Raw genomic sequence first — 18,775 nt, forward strand, 5'->3', positions numbered from 1 at the left:
CTCTCCCCTTATATTTTCACCTTAAGAAATCGCAAATATAATAGACTAAACAGAGCCCCAATTATTAATATTACTAATGAGATTGCTGTTCCATAGCCTAATTGATAACTCACAAACGCCTGTTGATACATGTATATCGGTAAAGTCATGGTCGCGTTTCCTGGGCCACCGCCAGTCATTGCGTAGATTAAGGTGAATACCCCTAAAGTTTGTAATGTTACAAGCATTAAATTTGTCGTGATGGTTCCTTTAACGATAGGAATCGTTATATTTCTAACAATTCTCCATCTGCTTGCACCATCCATGACTGCTGCCTCTTCGACTTCCAAAGGTATATCATCTAAAGCTGCTTGAAAAGCCATCATAGAAAAAGCCGTCCCACGCCATATATTCGCCACTACAACACTAACCATCGGGTACTCAAAGAGAAATGCAATTGGTTCGATTCCAGATAAGGCTGTGATAATGCTATTTAGCGTTCCATTATCTCCTAAAAAAGCGACCCAGCTAAATCCAACAACAATTTCTGGTGTTACCCATGCTGCAATTACGGTAATACCAATCGCCCTACGAAAGGTAGAATTTTTCCCCTTCATTAAAAACGCGATTAAAAAGCCCAAAAAACATTGGCCTATAATAGCAGAAAATAAAACAAAAATGAGCGTTTTTCCAATACTGTTATATAATTCCGCATCATTAAACATTTGGACAAAATTATCAAAGCCCACAAATTTAAGGTTTTGTGCCTGGGTACCAGTGAGTGCTAGATTGGTAAATGAAAATACGATTGTTAATAGCATTGGAGTAAGAAAGAATATTAATAGTAATATCAATGCAGGCGATAAAAAAATAGATGACTTGATATTATCCGATATTTTCTTCTTACCTGAAATATTAGGTGTAACTTCCATTTCATTTCCCCCACTTTATATTTGATATTGAAAACGAGGAATAAAATATTTTTATTCCTCATTCAACATCTAATAAACGTTTTCTTCCCCCACAATGTCTGTTACTTTTGATTTATAATTAGCAGCTGCCTCTTCAGGTGACATCGTTCCACTCGCAACTGCCTCTACCGCATTTTGAATTTCAATTGAAACGTTTGGATATAAGTCATTCTTCGGTCTGAAATTTGCATTCTCCAATGCTTTTGTAGCCTGTTCGATTAATGGACGTTCTAAATAATCGCTGCTTTCTGCTGAATCATTCCTAACCGCTAATGTACCCCCAGTAAGCGCTCGCTTTGTTTGTAAATCTTCTGTGCTCATTGCTTGTATCACTTTCCATGCCACATCATGATTTTTCGACTTCTCAGGAATAGACCAACCCCAACCACCGGACATCGTTATAAACCCAGGTGATTGCCCATCCTTTGTCGGGAAAGGTACGAAGCCAAGTGTTGCTTCAATATCTTCTAGTGGATGTGCTCCACCTTCTGTATAGTGTGCAATGTTCCAGTTCCCATCCAGCACCATTCCAACACCACCAGTTGGCAATAAATCTTGAGTCATGACAGAGCTATAATTTGCATTAAGAGCAATTGAAAGAGATGGCCCTAAGTCACGCTTATTCATGATTTCGTCAACGAAAACTAAAGAATCAGTGATTCCTTGCCCATTAACATTCCATTTGCCATTTTCACCATCATATAAAGTTTCCCCAGTCCCATAGAGCAGCATTTCAAATGTTTGCATGGAAACTGCCTCACCATTTGCTTTTGCTACATTCATCGCAAATGGTACTACATCAGCATTCTCTTCCTTTATAGTTTCGGCTGCGGCATAAACATCTTCCCAGCTTTTAGGCTCCCAATCGCTTGGTAGTCCAGCTGCTTCAAAAACCTCCTTGTTAAACCAGATACCCCGTGAATCTGTTGTTGTCGGTATACCATAAACAGTTCCATCATCACCTGTGGTTCCGGATTTTATATTTTCAATAAAATTATCCCATTCATCCCATGATTCTACGTACTCATCTAATGGTTTTAAATAACCAGCATTAGCATCGGCACTCAGCATAAATGTGTCTTCAGATACGATATCAGGTGCTGTTTCAGCAGATTGCATTGTCAATGCTACCTTAGAGAAATAATCGCCTTCACTAGCGGTTATTGGCGAAAGTACTATGTCGATATCTTCATTTTCTGATTCAAAGTCTGCTTCAAATCCCTCGAGATACCTTTTTATATTATCCTGTTCACCCAATCCCCTCCATGTTATTTTTATTTCAGTTTTACCGCTCTTTGAATCAGAGTTACCACTCGCATTATCCGAATCCGAACATGCACTTAGTAGTAATATTCCAGATAATAAAATTGGTACAAACATTTTCCTTTTAAGCATCCATACCATTCCTTCCAGATTTTTTTAAATAGTAGAGATCAAAACTTTTCCCCCCTAGACTGGCTAAACACACCACCCTTCAAATTGCACTAACTAGCACATTCAAAGTTGTATTTTCAGTATTGTCAACAATTGGTGAGTGCCTCCATGACAGTAATTGTAGCGCTTACATTTAAAACCTGCAATATCGTTTTTTTGTCATTATACTCAACTTTTGTTATATATCTACTATTCTGTATACTATTCTTCATTTTGTATATGATTTATGCTATATTAAATGTAAACGTTATCATATTATTAAGGAGTGGACGTGCGAAGGATGAAAAAAAGAATTCTCAGAAGAACCTTTTATACTTTTTTCTCCATAATCTTATTGTACACACTAATGATAATCGCCACAGTTACACTTTTTAATTTTAATCATTTTTCCCAGCAAAATGATTATAAAAACCAAGTATTTTTGGATGCCGCCAGTCGTACAACTGACTCCAAAATTAACAGTGTAGCTCGTTATGCTTCAGCTATTTCGAAACAACCGAGTGTTCAAGATTATATTAGTAATTCAAATAGCTCCCTATTCTATTTTCCCGATATTTATGATGATCTCGTTAACAGTCTTTATTTAACTGATGATTTAAACATAAATGTAGGAATTACTAAAGTTTCAGATAACTATGTAGTTTCACAAGAAGGTTATTTTCCTTTAGCTGATTATCTGAATCAAGCAGGTATTAGCAAAGATTTAATCACAGCACCTCATTTATTTGAGAGGGATCAAAATAATAACTTTTATTTACTCGAAGAAAAATTCCAGCAAAATCTAAATAACACAATATTTATAAGCCAAACATATTATCATCAATTTGATGAATACTTATATATTTTTATAAGCATCCCGAATGAAAAATTGTTTCCAAAAGAACTGGTAAACATCTCTGGTAAGTTTTATTTAGATGATAATAAACGCTCAACAGAGGAGAATTCCGAAATTGCAACAGTAAAACAGAGTGAGAGCTTTGAAAAACTAACTATAAATCATACGAAGGACAGTAAAATTCTATATAATATGCCTTCTTCTGTTTTAAACCTGCAATATTCTTATTTAGTAGAAGAAACCAAATTTCTTCAATTTGAACCAGATTTTTTATCTGTATTGCTATTATTTGTACTTTGCTTATTCTTACTTGGGGGAATCATCCTTTATTTCGCAACGATAAAAAGCTACAACCCAATTCAAGATATACTTAATGCGTTCAATAAAAATAAACCTATGCCCTTCAAAAATAATGTCAAAGATAATAATGTTAGCGAATTGGATTATATAATTAGAAACATAGATGGCATTCAGGATAAAAATAAAGAGCTCGAGCTTAAAATCAATGAATCATTATCTGTATTACAGGTTGAATTTATCTCTTCAGTCTTATTTGGCACGATAAATAAAGAAGAAATTCCACAAAAATTAACGGAACTTAGTATGGAGAATTTTAATCGTGGTGGGATAATAGCGATTCTATCAATCGCAAGTCTAGAATTGGAGTCAGAAGATGTCTCAAATACTAATTTACTTGTCTTGCGAAATAAGGTTATCACGTTAATCAATAGTGTTAGTAATGTGATCCCCTTTATTCAAATTCCAATTGATTATAAAGACCTTTGCCTTATTTTCCCATTTAAAGAAGCGAAGAAAGTGGATGATCAATTAAATAAGCTAACATTATACATTCAAAACGAATTGTCAATTAAGCTAACCCATTCGGTATCTGAGCCTGTAGAGAGCATCTATAACTTAAATGCGGCATTTATTGAAGCTATTGAGTTAACGTTAAAAAAATACACATATGTTAACTCACTAGATTTATTCCCTGCTATGGAACCGTTACTAAACGATGAAAGCTATTCCTATTCGTTGGATGATGAAAGATTTTTAGTAAATGCCATCATCGATAATGATCTCGAATTAGCGGAAAAATCGATTCAAAACGTTTTGGAAACAAATCTGTTTCATTTGGAATTGGATACAATAAATACGATAAAATTTAAATATGTACTTTTAAATACAGTCAAACGGATTCTAAATCATTATAATAAATCGATAAATGAATTTTCCCTGCAAAATAAAGGATTATTCGATTTACTGAATAGCAATAATAAAGATGACATTTATTTTTCATTAAATAAGATGTTCGAAATTCTATTTCAAACTTTTATTATCACATTTAAAGAAACATCGGATCCAACTACATTTCGTATTTTGGAATATATTAATCAAAACTATGACCAAGATCTTTCGTTGACGGATATCTCTAAAAAGTTTAATTTAACGGAAGGTTATATTAGTAGAGTATTAAAGAAGAATGCTAACATTAATTTTAAAAAACATCTCAATAATTTAAAGATTAATAAAGCAAAAGAGCTGCTTAAAAAAGGAAATTACAAAGTAAATGAAGTTAGCGCATTGGTTGGTTATAAGAATGTAAATACTTTTATACGAACTTTTAAGCAGCAAGAAGGAATACCACCAGGAGAATTCTCTAAATTTCGTTAATCAGTACTTATGTAAAATCGTTAAATGACAGATAGGTAAATTTAGCTTAGATTCGGTATTTTAGTTGTTTAAGGTTTGAGGGTTTTGTAATTCGGTGGATTTAGATAATGGGAGAAGCACTGCCAATACTTCTCCGATTTTAGCATCTGTTTAGGCTAGGAAAACAGTTTTTCTTGTAAACTCTAGTCAGTTATTAATTTGAGAGTTAGTTCCTTATTTAAGATTTGATTCAAAGCTTGTCGAGCCTTTACATCATCAAGTTGTCAACCAATTCTAATGCAATATGTTCTGTCAGTAGGCGAACTCAACATTTATTTGCTTACTGACAGATACTCTTAATTGGACTAGTGTGTTATGTCAATTAATTTAAGAATAATATAATTGACTCAAATATTTATGTAAATCGATTCGTCCAGCACTGATAGACACGGCACAATATCATAAATAATCACTAATAAATTGCCCTCTTTACCCATATCCTGTTATATAAGCTCTTTTATCGAAGGAGAAGGTAAACTTGAGGAAAAGCCATACATCAACTATTATACTTCTCGCTGCCTCTGGCATCATCATGTTGATTGCTGTTTTCATCCTTAGAGCAACGCTTTTTTCTCCAAGTCGTCAAGCACAACATATAGTAAATGAATTTTATACTTATGAGCAGGATGCTAATTTCACTGGTTCCTGGGAATTATTGCATCCCCTCATGAAAGAAAGATGGAATAAGACAACTTATATAACGGATCGGGCCCACGTGTTTATGGGGCACTTCGGTGTGGAGACGTTTGAATATACTATTGAGGAGATAGGAAAAGTAGATGAATGGAAAATGGCAAAAGATTTACCAACCTTAAAAGAGGTTTATAAATTCTATGTGATTCAGAGTTATAAAGGAAAATATGGGAAATTTAGCTTTTCACAAGAGGTGTACGTTGTAAATACAGAAGACTCATGGCAGATTTTGTGGGATTATAATTAAAGCGAAGAGGGTGCCTGTCACTCACAAAATTCGACAAGTGACAAGCACCCTCTACAGATCAATAAAATGATACATTCCCAGGCTGTAGCCGACGTATTTTGTCAGTTCACTCAAGGTATAATGGATTTCACTCTTATTCATCACTAATGAATCGCTCATTACCTGCCTTGATGCAACGTATGTACGTTCAATCTCAGTATCTTTAAAGACCCTTTCGAAGGATAACTTCGTTCGTCGCATATGATAGTCTGAGGATACAATGATTGCTGATGTTAACTGATTGTTTTCCATCAAATCCTTAGTATAGATTCCAGTGTTGTAGGTGCTGGTAGCTTTTTCTTCCAGAATCAGCCGTTTTTTGGGGACGCCTAATTCTATCGCCCTTTCTGCAGTCATTCCTGGCACATTTGCACGAGATAGCATTAAATAGTCGCCATAGCCCGCATGATATAATTCAACCGCTTTTTCCAGACGACCAACACCACCACTCAAGACAATAATGACATCTGCTTTTTTTGGTTCTTCACTGATTACTAGGAACTCTCTTCCTACTATTAAAAGGATATAGCAAAAAATAATTGCGAATCCAACCAATTTCACTACCTTCATCAGCATATTTTTCACTAATTCCTTACAAATGAAAAAGATAAACTCCATAATGAAAATCTATTACTTTCCAACGAACTCTAATTTCTCTTCTAAAACAATAAAGCTTTTAATTTCATTCACTAAAAATTGAATAACCTCTTCAGCAGTTTGCATCTTATTACTTTCCGTTTCTTCAATTACACTAGTTAATATTCTAGTAAATCGTTCTTGATCACTCATCCAATTCCCACCTTTTCCCAATTTAAATGTCCGTTTCTAAATTATAATGTACTATACCACAGTCTTAGATAGGATAGTGTCGAAATTTGCCGTGTTTACAAAAAGTTCATATTTATACTAGTATTTAATACATCTATTCTAGGCCGTAATACTGTAATATATTAATTTTAAATATCTACTTTAAAAAGGAAAAGCAACAATAAAAATATCCTTCTCGCCAAATTGGGGTGAGAAGGATACCTTTTTTGTATTTCTATTAATATAGTAATAGACTTTCAAGAGACATCTACTATAAAATTCATTTTTAAAATTTTTCAAATCCCAAACCTTTAAAAAACTATCTAAATCCTAATCTCCTTCCGCTTGCTGGAGGAAGGAATATTAAGCTCCTCCCTATACTTCGCCACCGTTCGCCGCGAAATTGTAATCCCCTTTTTGGTTTTAAAGTGATCCGCAATTTTTTGATCTGAATGTGGTTTGTATTTATTTTCCTCCCTGATAAATTCCTCTAGCAATAACTTTACTTTCGTTTGTGAAGTACTATTTCCATCAGCTGTTTCTATTTTGGAAGTGAAGAAAATTCGAAAATCAATTGTCCCCTCTGGTGTTTGGATCGTTTTATTCGATGTAGCCCTGCTCACAGTGGATTCGTGCATATTAATTTCGTCTGCAATTTCCTTTAATGTTAAAGGTTGTAGTGCTGTAAGTCCATCGGTGAAAAAGGCGGCTTGCTTCTTTAAAACAGCCTGTGTAATTTTTAAAATTGTATTTCTTCTTTGCTCAATGCTGTTTACTAGCATTTGAAAGCTTCTATATTTATCTTGAACAAAATTCAGATCATTTTTATCATGCAAACCATCTGTATATTGATTGTTAAAGTTAATTTTCGGTAAATAGCCATCATTTAAATAAACGTCAAGCTTTCCTGCATTCTTTTCTATAATAATATCTGGAAATAAATATTCAGTCTCCCTTGAATCTAAAATACATGGTCTAGGATTTAATGTTCGAATAAGATCGAAGGCCGATTTTACTTCGGATAAGCTTATTTTCAATGTGCTCGCAATCGCTTGCCATTTTTTGTTTGCTAGATTTTCTAAATGATGCATTATTATTTGTTCTGTTACCTTTTCTTCTGGATAGTGATATTTTAATTGCAGCAATAGACATTCCGAGAAATTTCTCGCACCTACTCCAATGGGTTCTAACTGTTGCAATAATGCTATTCCGTGCTGTACCGTCTCCTCATCGATCCGTAGCAGAGATGATATTTCTGTTGCATTGAGAGGCAGATAGCCATTTGCATCTAGATTGTTAACCAAATATATAAGAATGTTACATTCCCATTCTTCTATGTCTAGCCACCGCACTTGCTCGATTAATTTCTTCCGCTCATCTTTATCTTCTGCTGCTAGAAAATCGATTGGATTATTCTTAGAATAATCGGAACCACCAGACCTCATATTGCCATCGAAGGGCAGCTGCTTATCTTCTCTTTCGACCAGTTCAATTAGTGGATTTTCTAATTCCTGTTCTCGAATAAACTGATATAAGTCAATGGTTGAATATTGTAATAGTGAGATTGCCTGCCTTAACTCCACGGTCATCATCAGATTGAGTTTTTGCTTTTGTTGAAGTACAAGTTCCAATACCATTCCCTCCATTGATGAGATACCTTTGTTACTTTCGTGTATATAACTCGACTTTACTGTAAGCGTTATCATTTATTTTCATTATAATATAAGTACTCATAAAATTCGAGTGGTATTTGAAAGTTTAACAATCGGGACAAAGGGACAGGTACCACGTCCCATGTGCACAATTCTTTTAATTTATGGTAGATACTATACTCTTAGTTCTTTTTCTTTCCTAAAAAGGCTCTAACCCTTTGAAGTAAAGAGTTAAAGCCTTTCATTTTAATTCATCCGTTAATCTCCAGGTGTTTGCATTGTCTAAACACTTCCATAAAATGAGACAAACCAAATAATCGTTATAATCGTATTCAAAATAATTGTAATTGAATGCTTCAGCAGCGATTTACCTCAACAGCTCAAGCATTTCCTGCGCACTATATACTACTTTATCTGCTACCACACTATTCTTTACACTAGCCCTTTTACGGTGGTTCATCCAAACTGCATTCCACCCAGCCTGTTTAGCACCAACAATATCATTAGCAAATGAATCACCGACATAGACTGTTGTTTCCTTGTTTAATCCTAGTCTGCTTTCAATGAATTGAAAAACTTCTATTGCTGGTTTGGCATGGCCAACCGTACCTGAAATAAAGATATTTTCTTTTGGAATCCATCTTTCTAAATTCAGCTGCCTTATTTTCATCGATTGATGTCCTTCTGCTCCATTTGTCAAAATAGCGAGCTGCTTCCCTTGTTTGTGCAGTGTTTCCAACAGTTCTTCCACTTCATCAAATAACACAATTTTATTTTGCTCAACTACGTATGCCTCCTGGAATTCCATTGCTTCCTCATCATTCATTACGATACCGAACTCAGCACACGCATCTTTAATACGACGGATATGCATTTCTCGCTCCGTTAATTTCCCAGCTACTTTTTCATCAAATAATGCATCACTATGCTTACGGTTTGCTATGTAAAGCCTATCAAGTTCCTCATCTGTAAGTGACACTTTTAAAACCTTTTTGCATGTATTTATAAACGATAATGCTTGATCGTATAATGTATCATCTACATCAAAAATAATAGTATCCATTCTATCAACCTCCACTTCTATCATACCTTCTAAAATGAATGTCGTATAGAGTGGAAAATTACTTTAATATTAATATTTGTGAAAACAAAATTAGAATCAGCATCGAATAAAATAGGCTAAGTGTTGCTAACACTCAGCCTAAGCCACATGAACTGCGGCTGAACTTGTATAGTAACTCAAAGATTTTTTCACATCTCCCAGAGGAGTATCACCTGATCTTATTTAATATTTCCTCAGGCACCAGTTCCCTTAAACTACTATTGTCCGTGTTCTCCAGTACTGAAACCAAAGCATAAAATTGGGAAAACTTATATTCGAGCTCATCTGCGTCTGTTGGATATTCTTCTACATAAAGCTGTGTAAGTTCCAGTGCAACATCAAGCTTGCTTCTTTGAGTTGTTGGTAATATATTATTATTCGACATTTCCTCACCCCTTTAGTATTAATATTCTTTATTAGTTGTTAAAAACCCTACTTAATTTTGAACTGAAAATACTTTCTTAATTATTCTGTTGTGAAACGCAACAACAAACTTTCGACATATTATGACAAAAACCAAGGAGTGACAGGCACCTAACTCCTTCTAGAAAAGAGTTTCTTCTTAATGTTTAGGTAGTTTTCTATTTCAAAAATTAAATAGAAAAGATTCGCTCTTATTTCGAATTCTTCCCTTGTCTTTGGCAGCTCCGTTTCGCGGATGGATGCCATACACTCCTCTAACTTATGTAGTGAGCTGTCCGTTGTATCTCCTGAATGAACGTTTTGGCTTAAATAAGCAAGGAATTCCGCAAACATTTCTTTCTGCTCTACATGCAGATCCGAAGAAGAAACAATCGCAACGATTTTTACCATATGTTTTAGAAGTTCCAATTGATCCTCTCGCATTTCAAGATAATAATAATCTTTATTTAGCTTCCTTAATATGTGATTTTCAACATCTTGTATGGCAATGCTTTTAGCTTGATTAATGATTTCCTCTACTTCAAGAATTTCCTTCCCGTTCCAGTTTCGTTCACTATCTCTTAAATAAGCAGAGAATTCATATAGAATCGCACTAAACTTATGCTCAATCTTTTTCTTAAAAGTTTCGATATCTCTTTTAAAATTTGGCATAAAACTGTTGACTAGCAAGGCAATTCCCATGCCTATGAAAATAATATAGAGTTCGTTCAGAAAGATATCCAAGTTGGCATCCTTCACTGTATAAATATGTAAAACAACTACCATACTTGTGACAAAACCTGCTTGTATACGGGCTTTCACAAGGATTGGAACAAACAATAAAATAAAGAAGGAAAAGACAATTGGATTATAACCAAATACTTCAAAAAAGACTGCACCAAGAAACAAGGATAATAGTGACGCAAAGAACTTTTTTTGTATTGTATTTAATGTCTTTTTCTTTGTCTTCTCGATACACATTATGACGATGATAGCTGCAAATGTTGCAAATTCCAGATCGAGTAAACTCGCAATCCAAATTGCAAGCCCAGCTCCTACAGCAGTCTTCAACGTCCTATAGCCCATGCCAACCATATGAAGCACCATCCTGTTGTTTAATAAGTAAATGTTTGCATATTTCTTTAGAAACTGCAAGTCTTTATTATAATTAGAGCTATTCAGGATGTATGGAATAGATTGAATGCTCGTCACAAAAAAGACTAGAACAAAATTATTCTGTTCTAGCCTTCTTAGAGAAATCATTATATTCAGTTGCTACTGTATTTTGTCATATTATTAAAACCTAATAGCTTACAGATTTTAGACATATCATGACAAAAACCGGGAAGTGACAGGGACTTAAGATCATTTTAAAGATGCAACAGTGTCCTTATTCTCTTTACTATTTTGTAGCTTTAAGAGATCTAAGAAATGATCGTCCCGTGTATGGATGGCTTTTTCACCATGATCATCATATTTGTAAAACCCTTGATTTGTTCGAATGCCGAGTTGATCATTTTCCACCATTTCCGATAAGAAAGAAGGAACTTCTCTTGTATTTGATAGATCTTCCATAATGTTGCCAACCATTGCTTTTGTTGTTTGCAGACCCGCTAAATCCTGGCTTTCTATTGGACCGCAGAAAGCCCATTTAAAGCCCATGCTTCCTTTCATAGCGATATCGATATCTTCAGCAGTAGCCACGCCGGTTTCAATTAAGTGAAACGCTTCGCGAAGCATCGCTACTTGAACACGGTTGACGATAAAGCCTGTAATCTCTTTTTTTAGAACTACTGGGGATTTTCCGATTTCCTTCATTAAATCATAAGTTGTATTTACGATGTTTTCATCTGTCTTATCGAATTTAACTATTTCCACAATTGGTACGAGCTGTGGCGGGTTAAAGAAATGAGTAATGATAAATCTCTCCGGATGCTTTGCCCTCCCCGTCAGGTCTTTCAATGGGAAAGTAGAAGTATTGGATGAAATAATCGTATTCTCAGAAACAACGCTCTCAATAATGTCATAAGTATCTAGTTTTTGTTCGAGAACTTCTGGAATTGATTCAAGAATGAAATCAGCATCCCGAATTGCTTCATGCAAATCGGTCGTATATGTGATACGGGCTAATGCCTGACTCATTTCATGTTCAGTCAGCATTTCTTTTTCAACCATTATTTTTAAGCTATTTGTAATGAGTTCACTTGCTTTTTCCAAAGATGTCTCGCGCCTGGCTCGAATACGTACATTCTTTCCTGCTTGAGCAAATAATTGAGCAGCACCATGTCCCATAATTCCTGCTCCAAGTATTGTAATATTTTCCAATTTAATACCCCTTTTCATATGATGTAATTTAAAATCTTCATGTAGCAATTTTTTTCAGTTTCGGCTCGTCAGTAATTACTTTTCGTCCTTGTTGATTGGCTAAGAATACAGCCAACGCTGCAATGACTCCTGGAATGGCAAATATAAAGAAGTTTAGCTGTAAAGTTAAGTTTGAAGCAAGTAAAATACCGCCAATTGTTGGTCCAAGTATTCCGCCAATCCGTCCAACTGCTAATGCCCATCCCAATGCAGTTGAGCGCATCGTGATCGGATAGAATTGAGAAGTATAGGAGTGTGTAAGGTTTTGCGTTCCTACCGTTGCTGCTCCTGCAATCGCTAGCATTACATACAATAGAACCATATTTGTTGCAAATCCTAGGCTGGTAATTGAAATAGTGGCCATTAGAAAGAACAGAATAAGCGCTTTACCGACACCCCAACGGTCTGCTAGCCATCCCATTAGAATTGCACCAATTGTTGCTCCTACATTTAACGCTAAAAGGAAGCTTAAACTTGAACCAAGAGGGAAACCAGCTTCGGTCATGAATTTAGGCAGCCATGTATTTAATCCATAGATCATTAATAGTGACATAAAGTATGTTAACCAGATCATCACCGTTAAGAGTCCTCTTTTTTCAGTAAATAGATTTTTTACTGGAGATGACGTTTCTTTAGGCTTATTTAAAACAAATGTTTCATTTTCAGAAGGTGTATACGTTGGATTTGCCTTTACAAGAATCTTTTGTATTCCTTTATTGTCATTTTTATTGACCAGCGAGCCAACTGAATCTGGTAAGTTCTTCGCTAAGAAAGGCAAGAATAACAATGGAATAGCACCAAAGAAGAATACGGATTCCCAACCAAAATTAGAGATAAGAAGCATGCTTAGAAAAGCAGCGATAACACCACCGATGGAATATCCAGCCATAATCGTAGCGATCATCCGGCTGCGCATTCCTTCTGGAGAATATTCGCTAATAAGCCCAATGACATTTGGCATCATGCCACCTAATCCTAAACCAGTAATGAATCGGAACAGGCCAAATATTTCTGGACTTGGAGCTAGGCCAGCGAGAAGCATAAATAGACTGAATATAGCAACACAAATCATGATAATCTTTTTTCTGCCTAATTTATCTGCCAACGTTCCAAATATTAACGCCCCAAACATCATTCCAAATAAGGCATAACTTCCATACCTACCTGCTTGAACAGCAGAAATTCCCCATTCATCCATTAAAGTAGGAACCACCGCGCCATAAATGGTTAAATCAAAACCATCAAATAGCATTAATAGGGCACCCCAAAAAAGTAACATCCAATGAAATTTATTTAATTTCGTTTTTTCGATTAATTTCTCAGCATTTGTTGTTACATGCATCGCTTTCTCCTCCTTTAATTTCATCTTCCAGATCAGTAATATTAAAATTAGAATGATTAATAGCATATAAAGAGACCGCTTGATAATAAAAATAATCAACAAAAAGCGCAATAACCTGATAGAAAAGTGATAAGTTAGCAGTTCTCCTTAGTTCTCGACCATTACTCAATCCCCCCTATTAAACTTTTTCTCTCTTTTGTTAGCGCTTTCAACATTATGTGATTTGTTTACCGTTATGACTTAGCTTCATTATATCGTAAATTGCTTTTAGGAAAAGGTTACTGTTCCTCTATAAGGAACATTCCAATTATTATTTCTACTTGTTTGAATTGCTTGAATCCCTCTCACAAATTCACTCTATACCTGTCCCTATAGAAAACTTGGCTGTCATCGGTCCTATAGGTGACAGCCTTACTTGCACTTAAGCAGTATACTTTCTTACCTACCAAATAAAACCATCGTAAATACGATGGTTTTATCTAGATGAGTTATATAAATTGGTAGTTAATTGAATCCTAAAATCTGTTTCCTCAATCCATCAACTGACCCTTAAGCAAGAACAGTCTCTTTTTTACTCTTTTCAGCTTCCTTTGCCATTGCTGCAAGTGCTACTTGATTTAAGTAGTTTACTGGTTTGTTGAAATGCGGTTGGAAGAAGAAATCGGTTAATGCTAATTGCTCAATTGTCATATTATTTGCAATGCCTAGGCTGATTGTATTAATCGACTGCGTAAAGTCTGCATCAGAAATTACTTGTGCACCAACAATGCGATGTGTTTCAATTTCATAGACGATTTTTAATTGAATCAATGCATTTTCCGGCATAAATTCTGGACGATAATTATCTTCAATATATGCACTATCTACAGATAACCCTGCTAGTTTTGCAGCACTTTCTGTTAATCCGCTTGAAGCAATGTTATGATTGTAAATTTTCAAGCCTGAAGTACCCTGTGTTCCTGGATGGGCTAATACAGGATTTACAAGATTATGCGCAACAAGCGTACCCATTCTTACCGCATTGGTTGCTAATGGTATATATGCCGGCTGTTTTGTTGCATTATTATTTACAGCACAGCAATCACCTGCAGCATACACATCTTTTACACTTGTTTGCATGTATTCATTAACAATAATTGCACCATTTGGCAACATATCAATTTGACCTTTAAATAGTGCTGTATTCGGTCTAAATCCAATACACATTACAACTAAATCTGCCTTATACTCCCCTTTATCTGTGATTACTTTTTTCACAGTACCCGTTCCTTCAAACTGTGAAACAGTCTGTCCAAGGGCTAATTCAATGCCACGTTGTTCAAATGTTGCTTCAACAGGGTCTGTGAATGTTTTATCCAAATAACGGTTTAAAATTCTTTCTTCACTATCAATTAATGTAACGTTTTTCCCGTTTTCTTCAAATGCTTCTACTAGTTCAACACCAATATATCCAGCACCAACTACGACTACATTTTCAACTGATTCAGAACGTTTAATGATTTCATTAGCATGAGCAAAGTTTTTGCATAATAAGACGTTCTCTAAATCCGAACCTGGAATTGGCGGTGTAACAGGCCAAGAGCCAGAAGTAATAATCAGCTTATCATAGCCAAAGCTTTTTGTTTCATTTGTTTTCATATCTCTTGCTAGTAATTGCTTCTTATTTATATCGCATGATGTTACTTCATGATTCATATGCATGCGTACACCTTGATTTTCAAACTGCTCCACAGAAGCGTAAAACAGTCCATTTGGATCGTTAACTACGCCGCCAACATAGAGGGCAATTCCACAAGATAGGAAGGAAACATTATCATTTTTTTCAAATACATCGATTTCTGCATTGGGGTAAAGGTTCAATATATTATTAATCGCCGCTGTTCCTGCGTGTGTACATCCAATAACTGCTACTCTCATAATTCATCATCCTTTAATATGATTTTTATGTTCAATGTTTCACAATTGATTATAAAATTAACTTACTTAACTTACATTGTTACTATACCACCTTGATTTAAATTTTACAAGTACTTGTGATTAATTTCACATAAAAATATTAATAAGATTGCTTTGAACCATTGTTGAGCTAGGGACATCTAGCTTATTCCCTTCGCTCGAATTTCTGATGCTGTCGCTCGATTTGGAGCTTTGGTCACTCGTCCTTCACAAGGATTATATATAAAAATCCACATCGATTTCTAGTGGGAAATCGATGTGGATAAAATCATCACTTACCTATATATTCCCGCTCATCTGCCTGAGTCATCCATCCATATTGACGAATTTTTAGTTCAAACAGCTTTAAGGGATCCGTGTAAATCTCAGGATTCTCGCGCATCTTGTTTAACGATTGTTCATTAGAGCTAATCTCATGTTGTTTATCCTCTGCCGCTTGATTTAACACTGCATAGGGACTCACAAAAAACATGTTGATATCCCGTTCGAGCGTTTTTTCGAAAAACTCGAATTGCTGCATGAATGTATTTGTAATTGACTCTGCTATTTTACTATAATCTTTTGTTTGGATAAATTGCTTATACTTATTTTGAAGCATTCCTTTATTTTTAATAATCGCACCAAAAAGCTTATCAGCGTTTTTCATAATAAACTGTGAAGATGGAGAGCTTTTTATGATATTGATTTTTTCCAGCTGGATGCTTCCGCTTGTCATTCTGTTTACATCACGACGCCAATCATCCAATACTTTAAAATCACAATCTAAGCGAATCTGTTCTTCATTATCCAGCTGATTTATGCTCTCCGCCATATCATCTAAAGATTCTTGGCTGTCCTTGAACTCCGCTTCACTTGTTGCAATCCATCCTTGAATCGCTGATGTTATATTTGGCAAGGCAACATCATCGATATAATCATTAATCTGCTTATTCATTTCATCATTAAGGGTAACATGTATATTATCAAAATCAGAATCTTCCTTCACTAGTTTAGCGCATGATACAAGCAAATTAGGTATCTTAGCTAGCAGATCCTCTCTCATCTTGTCTTTAATCGTACGATAATTTTCCTTAATAATCTGGGTTTTCCCCTCATGTAAGTCTTTTAACTGATGAAATGCACCATCCAGTTTCATTGCCATCTCTTCATTTGATTTCATAGTTTCCTGCAGCGTGTTTTCCATTTCTATCCGTTTTTTTAATAACAGCTTAATCAATTGCTTGCTATAATGCAGAATTTTATGCTGCATTTCATTTTCTGGGTTGTAGTGCTGCACCATGGATTGAATACACTTCGTAACCTCTTCTGCTTGGCTGTCATGTATAGAAAGCGGACGATAGTTGAAAACTCTCGAACTCGGAAAATACGTTTGAATCCAAGTTGTTGTTTTCTCTAGCAATTCCGACTCTGCCTCGTGGTTAGCTTGCTGCATATCACTTAGAAGAAAATGAATCGGCAGTTCTGGTGCTTGCTCTCTAATTTTAATCGCTAATTCCATTTCATTGGAAGTCAGTGGTGAGCTTGCATCCATAACGAATAATAAACCGTCCGCCAAATTTAGGTAAGTAAATAAAGAATTTCTGGATTTCTCCCGGTTGACAGCTGGAGTATCAATTAGAGTAAGCATATTATTATTTAAAAAAGTTATCGGCATTTTATAGCTTATCAGTGCTTGCTCAGCTTCTGCCATTTCATCAAGGTCACTTTGTTCCGTAATGCTTCGAACCTCTCGATCTCTTATCGCTTGAATCTCCGTTTGATCGGCATGCTTAAATAGAACCGTGGCTGAAGTAGATTCACTCGTCATCTCGCTTCCAATCAGTTTGTTAACCAAAGCTGATTTTCCAACTGTTTCAGCACCAGTAACCATCAGGTGAAAGTGTTTGGAATCAAGGAGCTCATCAATCAGCCATTCTTCCCGTTCATTTAAGATCAATCCATTCTTATTTGCCCATTTCCTAATTGAATGGAAAGTTCTTAATACCTCATCAAGCCCAATCCTGTCATGTGAGGAACGACTTGCTACTTTTTCTGCTTCTGTCACCATTGAATCATCCATCCATACAGGATAGAACTCGTTCCACGTTAACAAAGCTGATGATGCAATGACGGCATCCGAACCGGCAGATATTTTCATCCAGTTTGTTAAATGATTTGGGATAATAGTTGACAAGTCTTCGATTAATAGCGTTCCATTCATTAATTGCTCATATGTCTCTTCATACAGCTTCGTAAGCTTTTTCCATGTAAATGATGGATTCGGATTTATTTCTAAAAGAAGATAATTGATCTCCTTCAGCCATTGAAGGGAGGGATCATTTTGTTCGTAACTGCGCCATAGTGCTGCCAGCAGGCTTTCAAAACGTGCCTGATTGAGTGAATATAAGGTCATTAATACTTCACGAAATGACGCTGGTGCCATGCCTGCAGTATGACCTTGTTCGATATACGATTCTAAAACTTCGAACCATAATAGCGACTCCGTGCGAATTGCCTCGTCGACAGCAAGTTCGACTGCATCGCTAAAGTCCGACTGCTCCTCAAAAAATGCTCTTGCCATGTCGGTTACATTAGGATAATCAGGATTTAATTCAACCGCATGTTTAATCGAGTTAGCTGCCATTTCAAGTTTGCCACGCTGTTTATATAATAAGAAAAGCTGCAGTAGCACTTCTGTTTTTAAATTAACTGAATCGGTTTTTACTGACTGGTAATATTCCACCGCAATTTCAAGAAAATCCAGTGCAACATGTGCATCTGCAATATTTTTCTGTGCCCAAGGCGTTAGCTCGTTATTAACATTTTCCCATTTGAAAATAGCTGCTTCATAATCTTTGCAGAGGAAATATACCTCTCCCTGAGCAAAGCGAAGATCCGATAATTCTGCCACTACCTTTTGCTGCTCCGTGTTAAATAATTCACCCAATACCTTGATTGGATTTTCATTTTCACTGCCTTCCATAAATGTTTGATAATAGTTTTTATTAATTAGTTGTTTCTCAGATGTCATCTTTTTCCTCCGCACATATTTAGAAATATATTGATGAGATTCTTAGAAACTAAGTATCCGCCTAGTATTCTAACAATGTCCTTAGTCATACTTATTCGTTAAGAAAGTTTTTATGCTTTCTTAACTCCACAAAACCTGCCTATTTATTCTTATTAATAATAATACTATACTATTCGTAATTTATATCAAACTTTAAGGGGTGGACGGAGGGCAGGGGCCTTACCTTGTC

15 protein-coding genes are annotated in these 18,775 nt (G+C 35.5%); 2 read left to right on the forward strand and 13 right to left on the reverse strand.

Annotation, left to right across the window (positions count from 1 at the left end; all coding sequences use genetic code 11):
* Positions 1 to 8: 8 nt before the first annotated feature.
* Together CUC15_RS15855 and CUC15_RS15860 are read right to left on the reverse strand one after the other, a co-directional pair.
* Complete coding sequence (locus tag CUC15_RS15855) at positions 9 to 911, reverse strand: carbohydrate ABC transporter permease (protein ID WP_114917595.1); 903 nt, start codon at positions 909 to 911, stop codon at positions 9 to 11.
* Between the two features lie 69 nt (positions 912 to 980).
* A complete protein-coding gene (locus CUC15_RS15860) occupies positions 981 to 2,345 on the reverse strand; it encodes an extracellular solute-binding protein (RefSeq protein ID WP_205317616.1) in 1,365 nt (454 codons plus the stop codon).
* 319 nt (positions 2,346 to 2,664) lie between these two features.
* Here CUC15_RS15860 and CUC15_RS15865 point away from each other — a divergent pair, with 319 nt between their 5' ends.
* Together CUC15_RS15865 and CUC15_RS15870 are read left to right on the forward strand one after the other, a co-directional pair.
* Positions 2,665 to 4,893, forward strand: coding sequence for a helix-turn-helix transcriptional regulator (locus tag CUC15_RS15865; RefSeq protein WP_114917597.1), 2,229 nt, complete (start codon positions 2,665 to 2,667; stop codon positions 4,891 to 4,893).
* Positions 4,894 to 5,410: 517 nt separating this feature from the next.
* Positions 5,411 to 5,872 carry a hypothetical protein gene (locus CUC15_RS15870; protein ID WP_242985885.1) on the forward strand — a complete coding sequence of 154 codons (462 nt, stop codon included), beginning with the start codon at positions 5,411 to 5,413 and terminating at the stop codon, positions 5,870 to 5,872.
* Positions 5,873 to 5,923: 51 nt separating this feature from the next.
* On the opposite strand, the gene CUC15_RS15875 is transcribed toward CUC15_RS15870, so the two are convergent.
* The 11 genes from CUC15_RS15875 to CUC15_RS15920 form a co-directional block, all read right to left on the reverse strand.
* Positions 5,924 to 6,529, reverse strand: a complete 606-nt coding sequence (locus CUC15_RS15875; RefSeq protein ID WP_114917598.1) for a YdcF family protein — start codon at positions 6,527 to 6,529, stop codon at positions 5,924 to 5,926.
* A 12-nt stretch (positions 6,530 to 6,541) separates the two neighbouring features.
* On the reverse strand, positions 6,542 to 6,700 hold the full coding sequence (locus CUC15_RS20145) for a hypothetical protein (RefSeq protein WP_162800335.1): 159 nt from the start codon (positions 6,698 to 6,700) through the stop codon (positions 6,542 to 6,544).
* Positions 6,701 to 7,041: 341 nt separating this feature from the next.
* Entirely contained in the window at positions 7,042 to 8,349 is a 1,308-nt protein-coding gene (gene rpoN, locus CUC15_RS15880; protein WP_114917599.1) for an RNA polymerase factor sigma-54, read from the reverse strand.
* Positions 8,350 to 8,737: 388 nt separating this feature from the next.
* Complete coding sequence (locus CUC15_RS15885) at positions 8,738 to 9,433, reverse strand: HAD family hydrolase (RefSeq protein ID WP_114917600.1); 696 nt, start codon at positions 9,431 to 9,433, stop codon at positions 8,738 to 8,740.
* 208 nt (positions 9,434 to 9,641) lie between these two features.
* On the reverse strand, positions 9,642 to 9,857 hold the full coding sequence (locus tag CUC15_RS15890) for a hypothetical protein (RefSeq protein ID WP_114917601.1): 216 nt from the start codon (positions 9,855 to 9,857) through the stop codon (positions 9,642 to 9,644).
* Positions 9,858 to 10,006: 149 nt separating this feature from the next.
* Entirely contained in the window at positions 10,007 to 10,969 is a 963-nt protein-coding gene (locus CUC15_RS15895; protein WP_162800336.1) for an aromatic acid exporter family protein, read from the reverse strand.
* A 270-nt stretch (positions 10,970 to 11,239) separates the two neighbouring features.
* A complete protein-coding gene (locus CUC15_RS15900) occupies positions 11,240 to 12,199 on the reverse strand; it encodes a 3-hydroxyacyl-CoA dehydrogenase family protein (RefSeq protein WP_162800337.1) in 960 nt (319 codons plus the stop codon).
* Between the two features lie 37 nt (positions 12,200 to 12,236).
* Complete coding sequence (locus tag CUC15_RS15905) at positions 12,237 to 13,580, reverse strand: MFS transporter (protein WP_114917604.1); 1,344 nt, start codon at positions 13,578 to 13,580, stop codon at positions 12,237 to 12,239.
* Positions 13,558 to 13,749 carry a hypothetical protein gene (locus CUC15_RS15910; RefSeq protein WP_114917605.1) on the reverse strand — a complete coding sequence of 64 codons (192 nt, stop codon included), beginning with the start codon at positions 13,747 to 13,749 and terminating at the stop codon, positions 13,558 to 13,560. The genes CUC15_RS15905 and CUC15_RS15910 overlap by 23 nt, the downstream gene beginning before the upstream one ends.
* A gap of 380 nt (positions 13,750 to 14,129) precedes the next feature.
* Positions 14,130 to 15,497 (reverse strand): FAD-dependent oxidoreductase, encoded by a 1,368-nt coding sequence (locus CUC15_RS15915; RefSeq protein WP_114917606.1) that lies wholly within the window; start codon positions 15,495 to 15,497, stop codon positions 14,130 to 14,132.
* A 310-nt stretch (positions 15,498 to 15,807) separates the two neighbouring features.
* Entirely contained in the window at positions 15,808 to 18,546 is a 2,739-nt protein-coding gene (locus CUC15_RS15920) for a dynamin family protein (RefSeq protein WP_114917607.1), read from the reverse strand.
* Positions 18,547 to 18,775 lie beyond the last annotated feature (229 nt).

The organism is Oceanobacillus zhaokaii (assembly GCF_003352005.1).
GTDB classification, from domain to species: Bacteria; Bacillota; Bacilli; order Bacillales; family Amphibacillaceae; genus Oceanobacillus; species Oceanobacillus zhaokaii.